This window comes from Rhizobium sp. 'Codium 1', from assembly GCF_020889605.1.
Taxonomy (GTDB): Bacteria; Pseudomonadota; Alphaproteobacteria; order Rhizobiales; family Rhizobiaceae; genus Allorhizobium; species Allorhizobium algae.
Window position 1 is genome coordinate 806,922 of record NZ_JAJGPW010000002.1, and the last position, 15,449, is coordinate 822,370.

At 60.8% G+C, this 15,449-nt stretch carries 15 protein-coding genes; 2 read left to right on the forward strand and 13 right to left on the reverse strand.

The window, feature by feature from the left end; all coding sequences use genetic code 11:
- Positions 1 to 8: 8 nt before the first annotated feature.
- From LJE98_RS08980 to LJE98_RS09005, 6 genes are all read right to left on the reverse strand, one after another.
- The gene (locus LJE98_RS08980) at positions 9 to 1,088 is read right to left on the reverse strand and encodes an ABC transporter ATP-binding protein (RefSeq protein WP_229574809.1); all 1,080 of its coding nucleotides are present in this window, start codon (positions 1,086 to 1,088) and stop codon (positions 9 to 11) included.
- On the reverse strand, positions 1,085 to 1,912 hold the full coding sequence (locus LJE98_RS08985) for a carbohydrate ABC transporter permease (RefSeq protein ID WP_229574810.1): 828 nt from the start codon (positions 1,910 to 1,912) through the stop codon (positions 1,085 to 1,087). Before LJE98_RS08985 ends, LJE98_RS08980 begins: the two co-directional genes overlap by 4 nt.
- Positions 1,909 to 2,811 carry a carbohydrate ABC transporter permease gene (locus LJE98_RS08990; RefSeq protein ID WP_229574811.1) on the reverse strand — a complete coding sequence of 301 codons (903 nt, stop codon included), beginning with the start codon at positions 2,809 to 2,811 and terminating at the stop codon, positions 1,909 to 1,911. The genes LJE98_RS08985 and LJE98_RS08990 overlap by 4 nt, the downstream gene beginning before the upstream one ends.
- Before the next feature lie 137 nt (positions 2,812 to 2,948).
- Positions 2,949 to 4,184, reverse strand: coding sequence for an ABC transporter substrate-binding protein (locus tag LJE98_RS08995; RefSeq protein WP_229574812.1), 1,236 nt, complete (start codon positions 4,182 to 4,184; stop codon positions 2,949 to 2,951).
- A 62-nt stretch (positions 4,185 to 4,246) separates the two neighbouring features.
- The gene (locus LJE98_RS09000) at positions 4,247 to 5,149 is read right to left on the reverse strand and encodes a sugar phosphate isomerase/epimerase family protein (RefSeq protein ID WP_229574813.1); all 903 of its coding nucleotides are present in this window, start codon (positions 5,147 to 5,149) and stop codon (positions 4,247 to 4,249) included.
- Positions 5,150 to 5,153: 4 nt separating this feature from the next.
- Entirely contained in the window at positions 5,154 to 6,194 is a 1,041-nt protein-coding gene (locus LJE98_RS09005; protein ID WP_229574814.1) for a Gfo/Idh/MocA family protein, read from the reverse strand.
- 136 nt (positions 6,195 to 6,330) lie between these two features.
- On the opposite strand from LJE98_RS09005, the gene LJE98_RS09010 reads away from it, so the two are divergent.
- Positions 6,331 to 7,347, forward strand: a complete 1,017-nt coding sequence (locus LJE98_RS09010; protein WP_229574815.1) for a LacI family DNA-binding transcriptional regulator — start codon at positions 6,331 to 6,333, stop codon at positions 7,345 to 7,347.
- A 21-nt stretch (positions 7,348 to 7,368) separates the two neighbouring features.
- On the opposite strand, the gene LJE98_RS09015 is transcribed toward LJE98_RS09010, so the two are convergent.
- From LJE98_RS09015 to dctP, 7 genes are all read right to left on the reverse strand, one after another.
- The gene (locus LJE98_RS09015) at positions 7,369 to 8,352 is read right to left on the reverse strand and encodes a PDR/VanB family oxidoreductase (RefSeq protein ID WP_229574816.1); all 984 of its coding nucleotides are present in this window, start codon (positions 8,350 to 8,352) and stop codon (positions 7,369 to 7,371) included.
- Positions 8,353 to 8,386: 34 nt separating this feature from the next.
- Positions 8,387 to 9,130, reverse strand: coding sequence for a GntR family transcriptional regulator (locus LJE98_RS09020; protein ID WP_229574817.1), 744 nt, complete (start codon positions 9,128 to 9,130; stop codon positions 8,387 to 8,389).
- Positions 9,131 to 9,134: 4 nt separating this feature from the next.
- Positions 9,135 to 10,196, reverse strand: a complete 1,062-nt coding sequence (locus tag LJE98_RS09025) for an aromatic ring-hydroxylating dioxygenase subunit alpha (protein ID WP_229574818.1) — start codon at positions 10,194 to 10,196, stop codon at positions 9,135 to 9,137.
- 420 nt (positions 10,197 to 10,616) lie between these two features.
- Positions 10,617 to 11,546, reverse strand: a complete 930-nt coding sequence (locus LJE98_RS09030) for a dihydrodipicolinate synthase family protein (RefSeq protein WP_229574819.1) — start codon at positions 11,544 to 11,546, stop codon at positions 10,617 to 10,619.
- Positions 11,547 to 11,578: 32 nt separating this feature from the next.
- Entirely contained in the window at positions 11,579 to 12,874 is a 1,296-nt protein-coding gene (locus LJE98_RS09035; RefSeq protein WP_229574820.1) for a TRAP transporter large permease, read from the reverse strand.
- Positions 12,871 to 13,368 (reverse strand): TRAP transporter small permease, encoded by a 498-nt coding sequence (locus LJE98_RS09040; RefSeq protein WP_229574821.1) that lies wholly within the window; start codon positions 13,366 to 13,368, stop codon positions 12,871 to 12,873. Before LJE98_RS09040 ends, LJE98_RS09035 begins: the two co-directional genes overlap by 4 nt.
- Before the next feature lie 145 nt (positions 13,369 to 13,513).
- Positions 13,514 to 14,530 (reverse strand): TRAP transporter substrate-binding protein DctP, encoded by a 1,017-nt coding sequence (dctP, locus tag LJE98_RS09045; protein WP_229574822.1) that lies wholly within the window; start codon positions 14,528 to 14,530, stop codon positions 13,514 to 13,516.
- Between the two features lie 176 nt (positions 14,531 to 14,706).
- Between dctP and LJE98_RS09050 the strand changes: the two genes are divergently transcribed.
- Positions 14,707 to 15,411, forward strand: a complete 705-nt coding sequence (locus LJE98_RS09050; protein WP_229574824.1) for a GntR family transcriptional regulator — start codon at positions 14,707 to 14,709, stop codon at positions 15,409 to 15,411.
- The last annotated feature ends 38 nt before the right edge of the window (positions 15,412 to 15,449 follow it).

Sequence of the window (15,449 nt, forward strand, 5' to 3'; positions counted from 1 at the left end):
GCTGTGGATCATTCCGTGAGATCGATCCGCGTTTCGGTGACGGCATCGAACAGATGCAGATGCGCCGGATCGAAGCCGAGCGACATTGTCTCGCCATGCCGGAGAGACTGCCGCTCCGAGACGACCACATTGATTTCCGATTGACTGGCCGACGTAATGTAGGTCATCGAGCCCGTGCTCTCGACGACGCCGACAGGGAGCCGGATTTTGGCCTCGTGATCGGGCACCAGTCGCAAGTGCTCTGGCCGCAATCCGACGATCAGGTTTGAAGCCGTCGGGATGGGTCGATCGAGAGCGATGGTCTGGGGGCTTTCGAGATCGAGCACGAGCGACTTGCCATCTGCACCGATCGTCGCCGGAATGAAATTCATGGCCGGCGAGCCGATGAAACCAGCGACGAACTTGTTGACCGGCCGATCGTAGAGCTCAAGCGGCGGCCCCTGCTGTTCGATCACACCCTGGCGCATGACGACGACATGATCCGCCATTGTCATGGCCTCGATCTGGTCATGGGTGACATAGACGGAAGTCGCGCCGAGCCGGTCATGCAGCGAACGGATCTCCTTTCGCATGTGAACGCGCAGCGCCGCGTCGAGATTGGAAAGCGGTTCGTCGAAGAGAAACGCCTTGGGATGACGGATGATCGCCCGGCTCATGGCGACACGCTGGCGCTGGCCGCCGGAGAGTTCGCGCGGGTAGCGATGCAGCAGGTTTGAAAGCCCCGTGGTTGCCGCCACCTCCTCCGCGGCCTTCCTGGCTTCGGCCTTCTTCACGCCGCGAATGCGCAGCGAATAGGTAAGGTTCTCCTCGACGGTCATATGCGGATAGAGCGCATAGGACTGGAAGACCATGGCAAGGTCGCGCTTGCGCGGCGGGACCCCGTTCATCCGCTTGCCGGCGATCACCAGGTCGCCGGCAGAAATGCTCTCAAGACCGGCCAACGACCGCAGAAGCGTGGACTTGCCGCAGCCAGACGGGCCGACAAGCGCGACGAAAGAGCCTTTGCGGATCTTCAGGTCGATGTCGCGCAGGGCGTGATAGGCGCCATAGTATTTGTTGACGCCGGATAGTTCGATCTGATGGGTCATTTGAGAGCTCCAGACGTGAGCCCGGAGACAATCCGGCGCTGCAGAAGGACGAAGGCTGCGAGGATCGGCGTCACATAGATCGAGGCAAAGGCCATGATGTTGTTCCACTCGTTGGTGTTTGGCCCCATGAAGGAATTGAGGCCCACGCTCGCTGGCTGGAATTCCGCATCCTGAATGATCGACTTCGAATAGACGAACTCGCCAAAAGCCTGCATGAAGATCAGGATGGCGGCGACCAGGATGCCGTTGCGAGCAAGCGGCAGCGCGATGTGGAAGAAGGCGCCGATGCGCGAATTGCCATCGACAAGTGCAGCCTCCTCAAGTTCGATCGGCACGCTCATGAACGTAGCGCGCACGAGCACGACGAAGAAGGGCATGCTTTTCGCGGCAATTGCGATGATGACGGCAGTCCTGGGATATTCCAGCATCCCGACCTGCGAGAAGCCGACAAAGATCGGCGTGATCATCAGGGAAGCCGGCAGAACCTGCAGCATGAGGATCAGGAAAAGCCCGACATCGATCCAGCCGTTGCGGTAGCGGGCAAGCACATAGGCACAGCCCGTCCCGAGCAAGGTGATCAGCGCCACCGCGCCGAATGCGATGACGAGCGAATTCCACATGTACCGGGCGAGGTTTCGGCTCTCCCAGACATACACGTAGGCGCCCCACTGCGGATCGCTCGGCCAGAAGCTGGGCGGAGTCGCAAACATCGCTGAACCCGTCTTCAGCGTGGTGAGGTACATCCAGTAGAGCGGGAACAGATAGATCGCCGCAAGCAGGATCGCGATCGTCAGCATCAGTCGGTTGCGCCAGATCTCGCTCATCCGCGCACCTCCTGCCGGGTCGAACGTACATAAACGACGGAAGCCAGCATCACGAAGATGATCATGATGACGGATATCGTCGCACCGCGGGCAAAATCATATTGCCGGAAGGATTGGTCCCAGGCCCAGTACTGCGCGACATTCGAGGCGTTGTTGGGCCCGCCGGAGGTAATGGCGGCGAAGAGGTCGAACTGCTGAAGCGTGAAGATCAGCCCGAGCGAGATGATTGCACCGATCGTGGAGCGCATCATCGGCAGGGTGATCGTCCAGAACCGCTGCCAGACATTGGCGCCGTCGAGTTCGGCCGCCTCGTAGAGGTCTTTCGGGATGCCGGACAGGCCGACGGAGAGCAGGATCATGTTGAAGGAAGTCCCGAGCCAGATATTGGCGATGACCACGGCCCAGAGCGAATAGTTCGGGTCAGAGCGCCAGAAGATGTTTTCCGAGATGAAGCCTGCTTCCCGAAGAAAGAAATTGAGGACACCGAAGTCACCGGACAGGATCCAGTTCCAGACCGCGCCGACGACAAGGCCGGGCATGACCCAGGAGACGAGAAACAGCCCGCGCAGCCAGGATGCTCCGGGAAAATTCGTCCAGAAGAACAGGGCAAGCCCAAAGCCGAAGAGGAACTGGCCGGCGATCGAAGCGCCGACGAAGATGGCGGTGTTGGTAAAGATCGGCCAGGTCTCCCGCTGGGAAAACAGCGAGACATAGTTCTTGAAGCCGACAAAGGGGCGAAAGAACGTGCCCAGCGAAAACATGTCGACTTCCTGGAAACTCATCAGCACATTGTAGAGAAGCGGCAGGCCGGACAGGACAAAGAGAAAGGCGAGCGGCAGTCCGACGAGGCCGATGTCGAAGCCACGGCCATCAGTCAGGCTGGACAGGATCTTGCGCATGAGGGTCTCCGCATCGCGATGGAAATCTCCGGTCGGGCCGCCCCCGCGATTTGGGAACGAGGACGGCCCTCCGGGAGGTTGATGAGGTACGGGCAGCCTTTTCCCACATGGACAGGGAAAGGGTCCGTACCGTTTTGTTACCCGGTCACGGCAGCGATGGTTTCAGCCGCCTGGTCGAGCGCTTCCTTCGGTGTCATCTGGCCGGTCAGTGCCGCCTGAATGGCATCCTGGATCGCCTTGGAGATCTTCGGCCATTCCGGATGCGGACCACGAGCCTTGGCGAACTGCAGCTGCTCCTGGAAAACCTTCAGCGCTGCGTCCTTCTTTTCGTTGCCGGTGGCCGGCAGCGTGATGTCGGAGCGGGCCGGGAGCTGACCGTATTTCTCGAACATCACATTGTCCTGCGAAGCAAAGTACTCGAGCGCCTTGAAGGCTTCCTCAGGATGCTTGCTGTTCGAAAAGATCGCGTAGTTGAAGTCACCCATGGCCGAGGAGCGCTCGGCGCCGGGTTCCGGCACCGGCAGAAGCGTCACACGCCAGTCGAACTTGGCTTCGTCCGACATGCGGTTCAGCTCCCACGGGCCGGAGACGGCCATCGCTGCATTGCCGGAATTGAAGGTACCGGTTGAGTCCCACTGTCCACGGGTCAAACTATCAGGCGAGGCAAGCTTCTCGTCCATGATTGTCTTCCAGGCTTCAAGTGCCTTCACGGCACCATCAGCATTGATCTTCTCGTAGCCACCGCCGCCCATCTGCGCCCAGGGCAGGAACTGGAAGGTGCCCTCTTCGCTGGCCTTTGCAGAGAAGGCGAGGCCGTAAACGTTCTTTGCGGGATCAGTCAGTTTGCGCGCGGCATCGATGAGTTCTGCCCAGGTCTGCGGCGGCTTGTCGGGATCAAGCCCCTTCTCCTTGAACATGTCCGCATTGTAGTAGAGCGCAATCGTGTTCGTCGCCTTCGGCACGCCAAAGATCTTGCCGTCCCAGGTGACGGAATTCAGCGGGCCAGGAAAATAATTGGCCGGACTGATGACTTCGGATTTGGCAATGCGGTCCGTCAGGTCGAGGAAGGCGCCACGCGAGGCAAAGAGCGCATGCTCCGGATTGTCGACGGCAATGATGTCGGGCGCCTGGCCTGTCGAATAGGCGCGCATGGCTTCGCTCACCACATCGTCAAACTGCACGAGGCGATATTCGACCTTGATGCCCGGCTCCTTCTCGTCGAATTCGCGGGCGAGGTTCCAGGCCGGCTGCTCCGGCTTGTCGAGGCTCCAGATGGTGATGGTGACTTCTTCCTGTGCATGGGCCGCCATAGCGAGCCCGGACACGGAAGCCAGCGCCAGCGCGCCAGCCATCAGGCAATTCTTGATAGACATGCTCTCCTCCTTGGGGTTTGACCTTGTCGTTTCGCCGGCTTCCTCCAAGCCGGCTGGCAGTCTCATTGCGGATCGGCGACGAAGTCTCCGCCCCGGCAATTCTTCAGATAGTTCAGGCCATGCACCTGACCGGTCATCTCCAGCGCGTCGCGATAAACGGGATCATGCCAGCCCTCGATATCGATCGAGCCGGACCAGCCGGCGAGCCGAAGCTCCGAGATCACATCCGTCCAGTTGGTGTCGCCGAAGCCCGGCGTGCGCATGAAGACGAAGGGATGCTTGCCGAAGACACCGTGTTCGCGAATGACGTCCCAGCGGATCGTCGCGTCCTTGCCATGGACGTGAAAGAACTTGTGCGCCCATTTGCGGATCTGCGGGATCGGGTCGATCAGATAGACCATCTGATGGCAGGGCTCCCATTCGAGCCCGATATGATCATCCGGTATCTCGTTGAAGATCAGCTCCCAGGCATCCGGATTATGGGCAATATTCCAGTCGCCGGTCTGCCAGTTACCGTCCATGGCGCAATTTTCAAACGCGATCTTCACGCCCTTGTCGGCTGCGCGCTTCGCAAGCTCGCTCCAGATCTGGCGGTAACGCGGAAGGCTATCCGTCAGTGGACGGTTACGAATGCGTCCCGTAAATCCGGCGACGCAGGTCGCGCCGAAATGATGCGCATTGTCGATGCAGTCCTTCCATCCCTGCAGCGTCTGAAGGTCCATGTCGGTTTCCTCGAGGGGGTTTCCGAACATGCCGAGCGTCGAGATCGTGATGTCGCGATCGCCGATCGCCTCGACACAACGCTTGCCGAGCTCGGCGAGATCCTGGCCATTCGTCGTCTGCCAGAAAAATGGCTCGAAGCTCTCGAACCCCATATCGGCGATCTGACCGATCCGCTCGGCCGCCTTGCCGCCGCTGGCGCTGACCATGGTTCCGATGCGGATGGATTTTGCAGGAGTGCTCACGGGCTCAATGTCCTTCGACTGAAATGCTGACGGGAAGTCCGGTCCGGGCGCTCTCGATCGCGCCGAACACCATGGAAAGGCTCTTGATATTGTCGTCGCTCGCGGTCTCCGGTCGACGTCCGGATTTGACCGCGCGGATGAAATCAACGAGCACGCTTGCGTGCCCATGTGTTTGGTTCTCGTCGGGTGCCGAGGGCATGGGCAGAACCTGATGGCCGCGCAGCAAACCTGGCTCGCCGCCGGCGATTGTCGCCTCGAAGGCCTCCTCCCCGTCCCAGGTGATCATGCCCTTGGAGCCGACCAACCTCCAGGCGCTCTCCCAGCTCGTACGTCGACCCTCGGCGCACCATGAGCCGCGATAGGTGAAGACGGCGCCGCCGGAAAGCTTGAAAATGGCATTGGCCGATGCGCCGTGCGCGTACCAGGACCCCGAAGGATTGCTTTCGACACAATAGACCGAGAGCGGCTGCCTACCCGAGATGAAACGGGCCGCATCGAAGGTGTGGATGGCCATGTCCAGCAGGAGGACATTGTCCATCGCCTCGCGGAAACCGCCGAAATGAGGCCCGATGAAAAAGTCGCAGTGTATGCCGCTCACTTCTCCGACGAGCCCGTCCTCCACGGCGCGGCGTAGGCGCCGGACACCGGAGATGAAGCGGCGGTTCTGCACAACGGCATGCACCCGGCCAGTTTCCGCAGCAAGCGCGAGCAGAGCCTTTGCCTCCTCCATGGAAGCCGCAAGCGGTTTCTCCGAGAGAACGTGGCAGCCGCGCCGGAGTGCCGTCGAGACGACGGTAGAGCGGGCAGACGGCACGACCACGTCGAAAACCATGTCCGCCTGCGTCGTGTCGATAACGGTGGCGAGATCTGTTCCGATATCGGCACGATCAAGACCGAACTCGGCTGCAAGTGTTCTTGCCACCGAAAGGTCGAGATCCACGAGGCCGACGATCTCGACCTCATTCCGAAGCTCGGAAGACTGAAGCGCCCGGAGCCAGCCCTTGGCCATAGCTCCGCATCCGCACAAAACGGCCCTTAACGTCACGGCTATCCTCCCAAAGGATGAGCGGAACTCCCTCTCCGCACATCTCGTAAACGTTTACGACACTATGAAGCAGACGATCGATGTGTCAATAGAGATTTCGTAAACGATTACGGACGGCGTTTCAGCGGAGGGACAGATGAAGGGCATCCGGCAACTGGCCGAACACCTCGACATATCGATTGGCACCGTGTCCCGCGCCCTGAACGGCAAGCCCGATGTCAATGAGGAGACGCGGCGGCGCGTACTGGAAGCGGCCGAACAACTGGGCTATGTCGCGAACCAGGCAGGACGCTCTCTGCGCAAGGGCGCGACCGGCATCATCGGCTTCATGATGCAGACCGGCCACGACATCAACGGCCAGGGCGATACGTTCTTCTTGCGCGTCTTCGACGGCATGCAGACGGTGCTCACCCGCCACAAGCTTGATCTGGTCGCCCTGCTCTGCTCGTCGGAAGAAGATCCCGATGACTATCTGAAACGTATCGTTGCGCGCGGATTTGCCGATGGCATTATCCTGTCGGCGACCCGATTTCAGGATCCGCGCTTCGAGCTCCTGCAGAAAACGAAGATTCCCTTCATCACGCTGGGGCGAAGCCAGACCGATGTCGGACAGCCCTGGTACGATCTGGATTTCGAGGGCATGGCGGAAGATGCAGTCGAACGTCTTGTCGCCAAGGGTCACAGGCGGATCGCGATGAGCCGACCGCATGGCGACATCAACCTTGGCCACGTCTTCGAAAACCACTGCCGCGTCGTGCTTGCCCGCCACGGGCTCGAACTCGACCCGGCCAATGTCTATCGCTCGGGCCCGAACGAGCCGGGCGGCTACAACGTTGCCCAGCAGGTGATGAAATCGCGCGATCGGCCATCCGCGATCATCCTCCTCAACGAGGCAACCGTGGTCGGTTTCTACCGCGGCCTGCAGGAAGTCGGATTGAAGCCTGGAAAGGACATCGCCGTCATTGGCCAGTACAGCCCCCAGGCACAGTTTCTGAACCCGGTTCTCACCTGCTTCCGTCCGGATTTGAGGGCGCTCGGCGTGGCACTGGCCGAAAGCCTGCTGGCCACCATGCCGGACTTCGCTCATCACTACCCAGACGCTGTCCGCCGCCGCCTTTGGCCGATGACGCTGATCGAGGGTGAAAGCGGCTGACGCGCCGCGCACGCCTTGTGCTTAGACGCGACGCGCTTCCAGACGATAGCCCGTGTCGATCGTGACGTTGCCGCCCACGGCCCGCGAGACACAGGCGCACATCTTCTCGCCTTCGTGCCGCTCTTCGGGAGAGAAGAACACATCGCGATGATCGAGCGGCGCCGAGGCGTCGACGATGTTGACAGCGCAGAGCCCACATTCGCCGCGCCGACAGTCATAGACCATGTCGATGCCTGCCTCCGTCAGCGCATCCAGCATGGTCTGGTCGGCACGCACCTCGACCGTCCGGCCATATTGCGGAATGGTGACCGAGAAAGGCTGCTCGGCGAAACGCCCACTGTCCCCGAAGACCTCGAAGCGCAGACGGCTCATGGACCGCCCACTTTCCCGCCAAGCATATCGCGCAGCCTCGAGCAGACCATGCGGACCGCAGATATAGGCCTCGCCATCGGCCGGCAGCGCTGCGAACTCGGTTGCGAGATCGAAGGTCCGCCCTTCATCCTGGATGTAGGCCTCCAGCCCGTCCCCGAGCAATTCGCCCAGTTCGTCGGCAAAAGCCATCTGCCCCCGGCTCTTGGCGCCATAGATCAGCCGAACGGATTGCCCGCGCCCGACAAGCGCCTTCGCCATCCCGTAGATTGGCGTGATGCCGATACCGCCGGCGATCAGCAGGTAGCGCGAGGCCCGCCAGGACAGCTCGAAACGGTTCTCCGGTTCGGTCATCTCGGTTTGGTCGCCAATTGCCATAGCCCAGACGAAGGCAGATCCGCCGCGGCTGTTGGGGTGCAGTTTCACCGCAATCTTCAGGGTGCCTGGCGCACTCGGCAGCACCGTATAGGTCCGGATGGCCGGCTCGCCTCGAATGACGACCTTGATATTGGTATGCGAGCCGGGATCGAAGGCGGACCGCAGCCCCTCGACCGCAAAGGTCACTGCCCGCACATCCTCGGCAGGGGTCTCGATCTGAATGACACGCGCCGGGCGCCATTCCAGCTTGGAACGCATGAAGTCCTCCCTCAACTTTACTTTGCCAAACCGATCAGCCCGCCATCAAGACAAGCGCCAGCACCTTACGGCGCAGATCGGGTTGCTCCTCCAGCACGAAATCCAGGTTCTGCCGCGCCAGGCGCGCATGTTCACGCGCCAAGGCCTCGGCGCGTGCCCCCTCCCGCAATTCTATCGCCGCCACGATCGCCTTGTGCTGCGCCTGCGCCACGATCAGCGTTCTATGGAAGGCCGGCGCATTTGACTCCGTGTTCACGAAGGCATTGGGGCTCGCAAAGGGCAGGCTCGTCATGCGCTCGACTTCCCGCCGCAAAACCTCACTGCCGGCGAGATCCCAGAGCAACCGATGGAACTTGCCGTTAAGCGCCTCGTAACGCTCGAAATCCATCGCGTGGGCCTCGGCTTGCAGGACCTCGTCCAGCTGGGCCACAACCTCGCGAATGGCCTTCATCCGCGCAGGCGTCACACCCCGCTCGGCCGCCAATCTTGCAGCAGTGCCCTCCAGAACACCGCGCAACTCGATGGCATCGATCACCTCTTGCCGACTGAACGAGCGCACGGCATAGCCGCCGGAGGGGATGAGCGCGACCAGCCCCTCCTGCTCCAGCCGCTGCAGGGCGGCACGCAGCGGTGTGCGGGACACAGAGAGGCGCTCCGCGAGTGCGACCTCCGACAAGCGTTCGCCCGGTTCGATCTCGCCGGTCAGGATGAGATCCCGGAGCCCCAGAAGTGCCTTGGCAGTCTGCTGCTTGGGGGCTTTTTCTGTATCGGGACCCATGCCGTTACTCCGTCGCAACGGAATGGGGGCCACGCTGCGGTGTAAGCTCCGCATCGATCATCCGGTCGATGAGCTTACGGGCCCACATCGACCCGGCATCGATGTTGAGGTTGTAGAACTGATGATCGGGATTGGCCTCGATCGCCCGCTGCTGCGCCTCGAGCACAACCTCATCCTCACGAAAAACACCAGCGACCCCTTCCCGAAGCTCATGGGTACGTGCCTGATTGCCGAGATCATAGTTACGGGCAAAGGCCCAGAAGTAGAGACAGGTCTTGTCCGTCGACGGCGTGATCGTGTTGAGCACATAACCGTTCACACCCTGGGACCGGTCGCCGTGTTTGGCTCCGGTGCCGGCCTCTGCAACACCGACGTCGATGGTGACCGTGCAAGGGGCCTCGAAGCGGATGATCTGCCAGCGGTCGACCTTGCCCGGTCGGCCATACTGCTTGCGCCAGAAGGGCGGCGGCTCGATGTCATCCATCCAACGGGTGATATAGGCGAAGCGATCCGAATGGCTCGCCTCGAACGGCGCCTCGGCGACAGCACGATTGCCGATGGAGGACCCGTGCACGAAGGTTTCGTGGGTGAGGTCCATCAGGTTGTCGACGACGAGGCGATAATCGCACTTCACCTCGATCATTTTGCCGTCGGCCGCCCAAGCGGGATCATTGTTCCAATGCATGTCGGGCACGAGCGCGGGATCGGCGAGAGCGGGATCGCCCGGCCAGATCCAGATGAAGCGATGCCTCTCGGCGATCGGATAGGACTTCACACAGGCCGACGGATTGATCGTGTCCTGCGAGGGCATGTATACACAACGGCCAGTATCGTCGAATTCGAGGCCGTGATAGCCGCAGACCACATTGTCGCCCTCCAGCCGCCCCAGCGACAGCGGCACCAGCCTGTGCCAGCAGGCATCGGCAAGCGCGACGGGCGTTCCATTTTCCTTGCGATACAGGACGACAGGCTTGTTGCAGATGGTGCGCGGCAGAAGCTGACGCTTCAGTTCGACGTCGTATGCCGCAGCATACCAGGCATTCAGCGGAAAGGTGGGTTTGGACATCACAGCTCCTCCTCAATCGCCAAACAGGAAGCCATAATGTATACAATGAGTCAACCCCAGCCTGCCTCAATGCATATAACCTGCCAAAACACACTCAGGATTGGCCATGCTGTATACACCCCGGACTACGCTCCGACATACGCAGCGCGCCGCGTCTGCCGGTCAGGTCGCCATCTCCATGAACGGCGCTTTACTGCCGGTTGATGGCAACAGAACCGATGAGCGTCGAACCGGGCGGGCGCGATCACCCCAGCGAGGTCGACCGTCATCACGAGCCGGCGCCCCAAGGGGCGTGAAGTGTTAAGCGATTAGCCTTCGCCCATGCCCGTCAAATTGACCCAATCGGGCCCTGATCGCGCATCCGATCGGACTGTCCTTGCCGACCGGGAGGCGCAAGGCGCCCGGTTCCTCAGGTGCGCATCAAGCGTTCGCAATTCTGGATCGAAAGCGCTCGGCGCCCGTCGCGATATGGTCGAGGATCGTTTCCACGGCCCAGTGACGCTCCGTGATATCGTGGGGAACGGCGCGGCTGTGGACATGGGCGAAGGTGCCCATGCGCTGGTGATAGTGCTTGGCGAGCTTCGGGTAACCGAAACTCTCCGACATTGCGGACAGGACGAGGAATGTGTCGAGTTCCGCCGCCAGCTCCGGATGAGCGGCACCGTGATCATACAGCCAGCGATAAAGGTCGGGATGAAAATTGTTCATGACGCCCGAGAAACCGTGACCGCCAGACTGCAGGAAGGGCCAGGCAATTGCCGCATTGGCATTGTTGATCGCCAGCGGCGTGTTGTCGACAATGGCAAGACGGCGCTTGATGTGGTCGAGATTGCAGGAGACATCCTTCAGGAAGGCGAAGCGGCCGCTCTCGGCACACCATCTCACCTCGTCGTCCGTCAGCAGGCGGCGATACGGCGCCGGGCACTCGTAGAGACCCAGCATCATCTCGGTGGGCAGCGACCCAAGCAGGTCCTGCATGCGCGCCATGAAGACGGACGCATCTTCGTCGGCGGCCGCGAGCCGGTTTGTGACCAGCACGACCGCATCGACGCCCGTCTGCGCCATGGCCCGCAATTCCGCCTTCTGGTCGTCCATGCTCTGCGAGATATGCCCGGAGGCAACGACCGGCACGCGCCCCTTCACCTGCCGGACCGTGAAGTCCGCCAGGGCGCACCGCTCTTCCAGCGAGAGAAACATCATCTCCGAAGATTGGCAGACCGCAAACAATCCATGCGAGCCGTGGTCGATGTACCATTCGATCAGCCGGGAATATCCATCCCAGTCGATCGTATTGCCTTCGTCGAAGGGCGTGATCACCACAGGGAAGATCCCGTGAAAATTATGCGGCATGGGAGGCACCTCGAAATGGGAAGTAATATTGATCAGCCGGCATAGCCGAGGGCTCGCGGCAGCATCAGGGTGATGTCGGGTATGAGGATCAGCAGCAGGAGCGCCACGAGAAGTGCGGCGAGGAACAGCCAGATTTCACGGATGATTTCCGCAAGCGGTATCCGGGTCACGGCGTTGATGACGAAGAGCAGGATACCGTAGGGCGGGGTGATCAATCCGATCATGCAATTCACCACAGCGACCACGCCGAAATGCACGAGGTCGATACCAAGCGCACGGCATGTCGGGATGAACAGCGGAATGATGACGAGGATGATCGTCGACGCATCGAGGAAGCAGCCGAGAACCAGGAGCAGAAGGTTGATACCAAGCATGAAGACGAGAGGATGCACATCCAGCCCGACAAGCGCATTGGCGACCACTGTCGGGATGTTCTCGGACGCAACGATGTAGTTGAGGATGAGTGCACCGCCGATGATCAGGCCGACAGCCGCCGACGAGCGCGCACTGCTGACCAGGATCTCGTAGAAATGCTTGAAGCTGAGAGACCGGTAGAAGATCGTGGCGAGGATCAGCGCATAGAAAGCCGCAACGGCCGCAGCCTCCGTCGGCGTCGTGACGCCGCCATAGATCCCATAGAGCAGGATCGCAGGCATCATCAGCGCCGGACCTGCATTGATCGTGAGCGCCGGGAAATCCTTGAGCGGAACGGGTTCATGCTTGGCAAAGCCCCGCTTCCGGGAAATCCAGGCATTCATGACCATCAGCACGCCCCCCATCAGCAGGCCCGGCACAATCCCGCCAAGAAAGAGGAAGCCGATTGAGGTGTTCGAGACCAGCGCATAGAGGACCATCGGGATTGACGGGGGAATGATCGGCCCGATGGTGGCAGAAGCTGCCGTGATCGCCGCGGCATAGCCGCGCGTGTAGTGGCCAGACTTCACCATCATGTCGATGATCATCTTGCCGATACCGGCGGCATCGGCAATGGCCGAACCCGACATGCCGGAGAAGACGAGCGAGGAGAGGATGTTCACATGGCCGAGGCCACCCCGGAAACGTCCGACCAGCGCCACGCAGAACTGCAGCAGGCGATCGGATACAGACCCGGCATTCATGATGTTGGCCGCGATGATGAAGAGCGGCACCGCAAGCAGGATGAAGCTCTGATAAAGCCCGTCGATCAGGATCTTGCCACTGATGCCGACGCTCTGGCCGGTGGCCGCCAGATAGGCAAAGGATGCAACCAGGATCGCATAGGCGATCGGCGTCCCCATGACGGCCAGGCCCAGAAGAATGACGATGCAGAGAAGAAAGGCGACGCTCATGCCTGGCCTCCCGTCTGGCCCGGATTGGCAGGATCGTTGAGGCTTTCGCGAAGCGCCCTCCAGACCTGCCAGAAGTAGCGAACCGCAACGGCGACGAGGAAGACAATGTAAATCATGTAGACGTCCCGCATCCGGATCCAGTCGCCGAACAGATCTCCCAGGGTAGCGGTCTTCTTCAGCCGAAGAATGTAGAGCCGATCCCAGGTCGGGGCGATGGAGATCAGAAGCGCTACCGCGACAGCAAGCCCGGTAATGACTGTGAAGATGCGCTGGACCCTGGGGGACACGGACACAAAGAGCACATCGAACGTGACGTGGTCCTCCACTCGAACGACAAAACTGTTCCCCCAGAAAATCAGCCAGACCCATACGGCAAGGCAAAACTCGAGCGTCCATCCGAAATTGGCCGGCTCCAGGAACGGGATGTTTTCGGCCACCCAGGGCATGCGCGCCGTGTAGCGCACGAGCACCTGCAGGATGAACGTCGCGAACATGGAGGCCATCAGGACTGCAGCGACCGCCTCTGCAGATGTACGAAACAGTTTGGATAAAGAGGACACATCGTCACCTTTGCCAGGACGCAGCGTTGGACGAGCGGGCTGGAGATGTCTCTCCAGCCCGCTTCACTGGTTATGTCGCTCAGTCGGCGAGAGCATTGATCTTGTCGAGCATGCCTTCCGGCCAGGCCTTGGCGAACTCCGACCCGACATACTGTGCCTGCACATGCGTGCGGAAGGCATTGAGATCGGGCTCGTAGACTTCCAGACCCTGCTGCGTCAGGAAAGCGACCAGCTCGTCTTCCTTCTTCAACTGACCTTCACGGCCGGACTGGGCCGCGTCTTCGGCAGCCTTCTGAACCGCCGCCTGCTGTTCTGCGCTCAACTTGTCCCAGACCGCCTTGGAGAAGGCGATGTAGTTCAAGTCGACGAGATGGGCCGTCAAACTGACCTGCTTGGTCACTTCGTAGAATTTCGCATCGACGACGGTGGGCAGCGGATTGTCCTGGCCATCGACGGAGCCGGTCTGCAGACCGGTGTAGATTTCGGTGAAAGCCATGGGCGTCGGGTTCGCACCGATGGCACGACCGAGGAACTGCCAGGCGTCACTGCCGGGCATGCGCAGATTGACACCAGCCAGATCAGCCGGAGTCATCACATTCTTTTCCGAACGCGGGAAGCGCAAGTTTACATGGCGCTTTCCGAGATACATGACGGCGAGCAACTTCACGCCGAGATCGCTTTCCACCTTCTGCTTGAGAGGATCCATCAGGGGGTCGTTGAACACGTTGACCTGATGCTGTGCACTGCGGTGAACGTAGCCGGTGGCGAAGATGGAGAATTCCGGCAGAAAGTTCGCAAGCTCCTGCGCCGATGTGATCGACATTTCCAGGTCACCCGCAGCGATTGCTTCGAGTTCGGACCCCTGCGGCACGAGCGAGGCGTTGTAGTGCGGCTGATAGGTAGCAAATTCGTCGATCGCAGGACCGAAGACGGTCGCAAGCGCGACTGAACGTTGATCGGTCTCGGATGCCGGTGTGGACATCCGGATGACCGGCTTGTCCTGCGCCAGCACGGACGAAAGCGGGCCGCCTGCCGCCAGAGCCGTGAAAGTGATGGCCGATGCCATCAGGAAGCGGCGTGTCATTGTAAGTTTCATATCGTAGTCTCCTCCCGTTTTGACTATAGAAAATGCCGGATTTCTTCGTTGCCTTTCCGCGCTCCCGTTCCTCCAAACGTTCTGAAACGCGCTCTGGACAGCGATCTTGCCTTACTGATATCGAACTAACATGTTAGTGTGCTGCTATCAACCCCGAACGCGAACAGTGTGAAGCCATGAAAGACAGATCGACGGCACGGCAAGCCTCGGCCGGAAGCGAGAGCTCCCTCCGGCAACTGGCCTACAGCCGGATCGAAGAACTTCTCAACTGGGGCCAACTCAGGCCGAGCCAGGTCATTTCCCAGCGCGAACTGGTCGAGACGACCGGAATGACGCTGAGCGCCATACGCGAGGCCGTCCCGCGCCTCGAGGCCGAGGGCCTTCTGCAGACCCTGCCCCAACGAGGACTGATGGTGCCGAGCCTCGACGTCACCTTCATTCGGGAAGCCTACCAGATGCGGCGCGTGATCGAGCTCAGTGCGATTCCAGATCTGATCCAGCGGCTCGACCGGGTCATCATCCGGGACTGGGTGGACTGGCACAGAGCGGCAAGCGTCCGGCTGACCACGGACGACACGGTCGATCTCCAGACGTTCCTGCGCGACCTTCAGGTCTATGACTGGCAAATGCATGCGGCCATGGTCGACTCCATGGAGAACAGCCTGATCTCGAACGTCTATCGGGTGACGGCCATCAAGATCCGGATGACGGCGCAGGCCAGGGTTCGAGTAACCCGGGACAATGCAAAAAGAGTGATCGCGGAGCATATCGCCTTCCTCACGCCCATGCTCGAAGGCTCGGCCGATGCCGCCGCCTTGGCGCTTTCCCGCCATATCGATCAATCCCTGACGATTGCGCTCGGAGGGACGGTGGCAAACTGAAGCTGCGCACAGGCCCGGCAAGGAAGCAGACAAGCGAT

Coding starts and splice junctions, on each gene's coding strand:
- LJE98_RS08980 (WP_229574809.1), bottom strand. CDS start 1,088: ATGACCCATCAGATCGAACTATCCGGCGTCAACAAATACTATGGCGCC.
- LJE98_RS08985 (WP_229574810.1), bottom strand. CDS start 1,912: ATGAGCGAGATCTGGCGCAACCGACTGATGCTGACGATCGCGATCCTG.
- LJE98_RS08990 (WP_229574811.1), bottom strand. CDS start 2,811: ATGCGCAAGATCCTGTCCAGCCTGACTGATGGCCGTGGCTTCGACATC.
- LJE98_RS08995 (WP_229574812.1), bottom strand. CDS start 4,184: ATGTCTATCAAGAATTGCCTGATGGCTGGCGCGCTGGCGCTGGCTTCC.
- LJE98_RS09010 (WP_229574815.1), top strand. CDS start 6,331: ATGAAGGGCATCCGGCAACTGGCCGAACACCTCGACATATCGATTGGC.
- LJE98_RS09015 (WP_229574816.1), bottom strand. CDS start 8,352: ATGCGTTCCAAGCTGGAATGGCGCCCGGCGCGTGTCATTCAGATCGAG.
- LJE98_RS09020 (WP_229574817.1), bottom strand. CDS start 9,130: ATGGGTCCCGATACAGAAAAAGCCCCCAAGCAGCAGACTGCCAAGGCA.
- LJE98_RS09025 (WP_229574818.1), bottom strand. CDS start 10,196: ATGTCCAAACCCACCTTTCCGCTGAATGCCTGGTATGCTGCGGCATAC.
- LJE98_RS09030 (WP_229574819.1), bottom strand. CDS start 11,546: ATGCCGCATAATTTTCACGGGATCTTCCCTGTGGTGATCACGCCCTTC.
- LJE98_RS09035 (WP_229574820.1), bottom strand. CDS start 12,874: ATGAGCGTCGCCTTTCTTCTCTGCATCGTCATTCTTCTGGGCCTGGCC.
- LJE98_RS09040 (WP_229574821.1), bottom strand. CDS start 13,368: ATGTTCGCGACGTTCATCCTGCAGGTGCTCGTGCGCTACACGGCGCGC.
- dctP (WP_229574822.1), bottom strand. CDS start 14,530: ATGAAACTTACAATGACACGCCGCTTCCTGATGGCATCGGCCATCACT.
- LJE98_RS09050 (WP_229574824.1), top strand. CDS start 14,707: ATGAAAGACAGATCGACGGCACGGCAAGCCTCGGCCGGAAGCGAGAGC.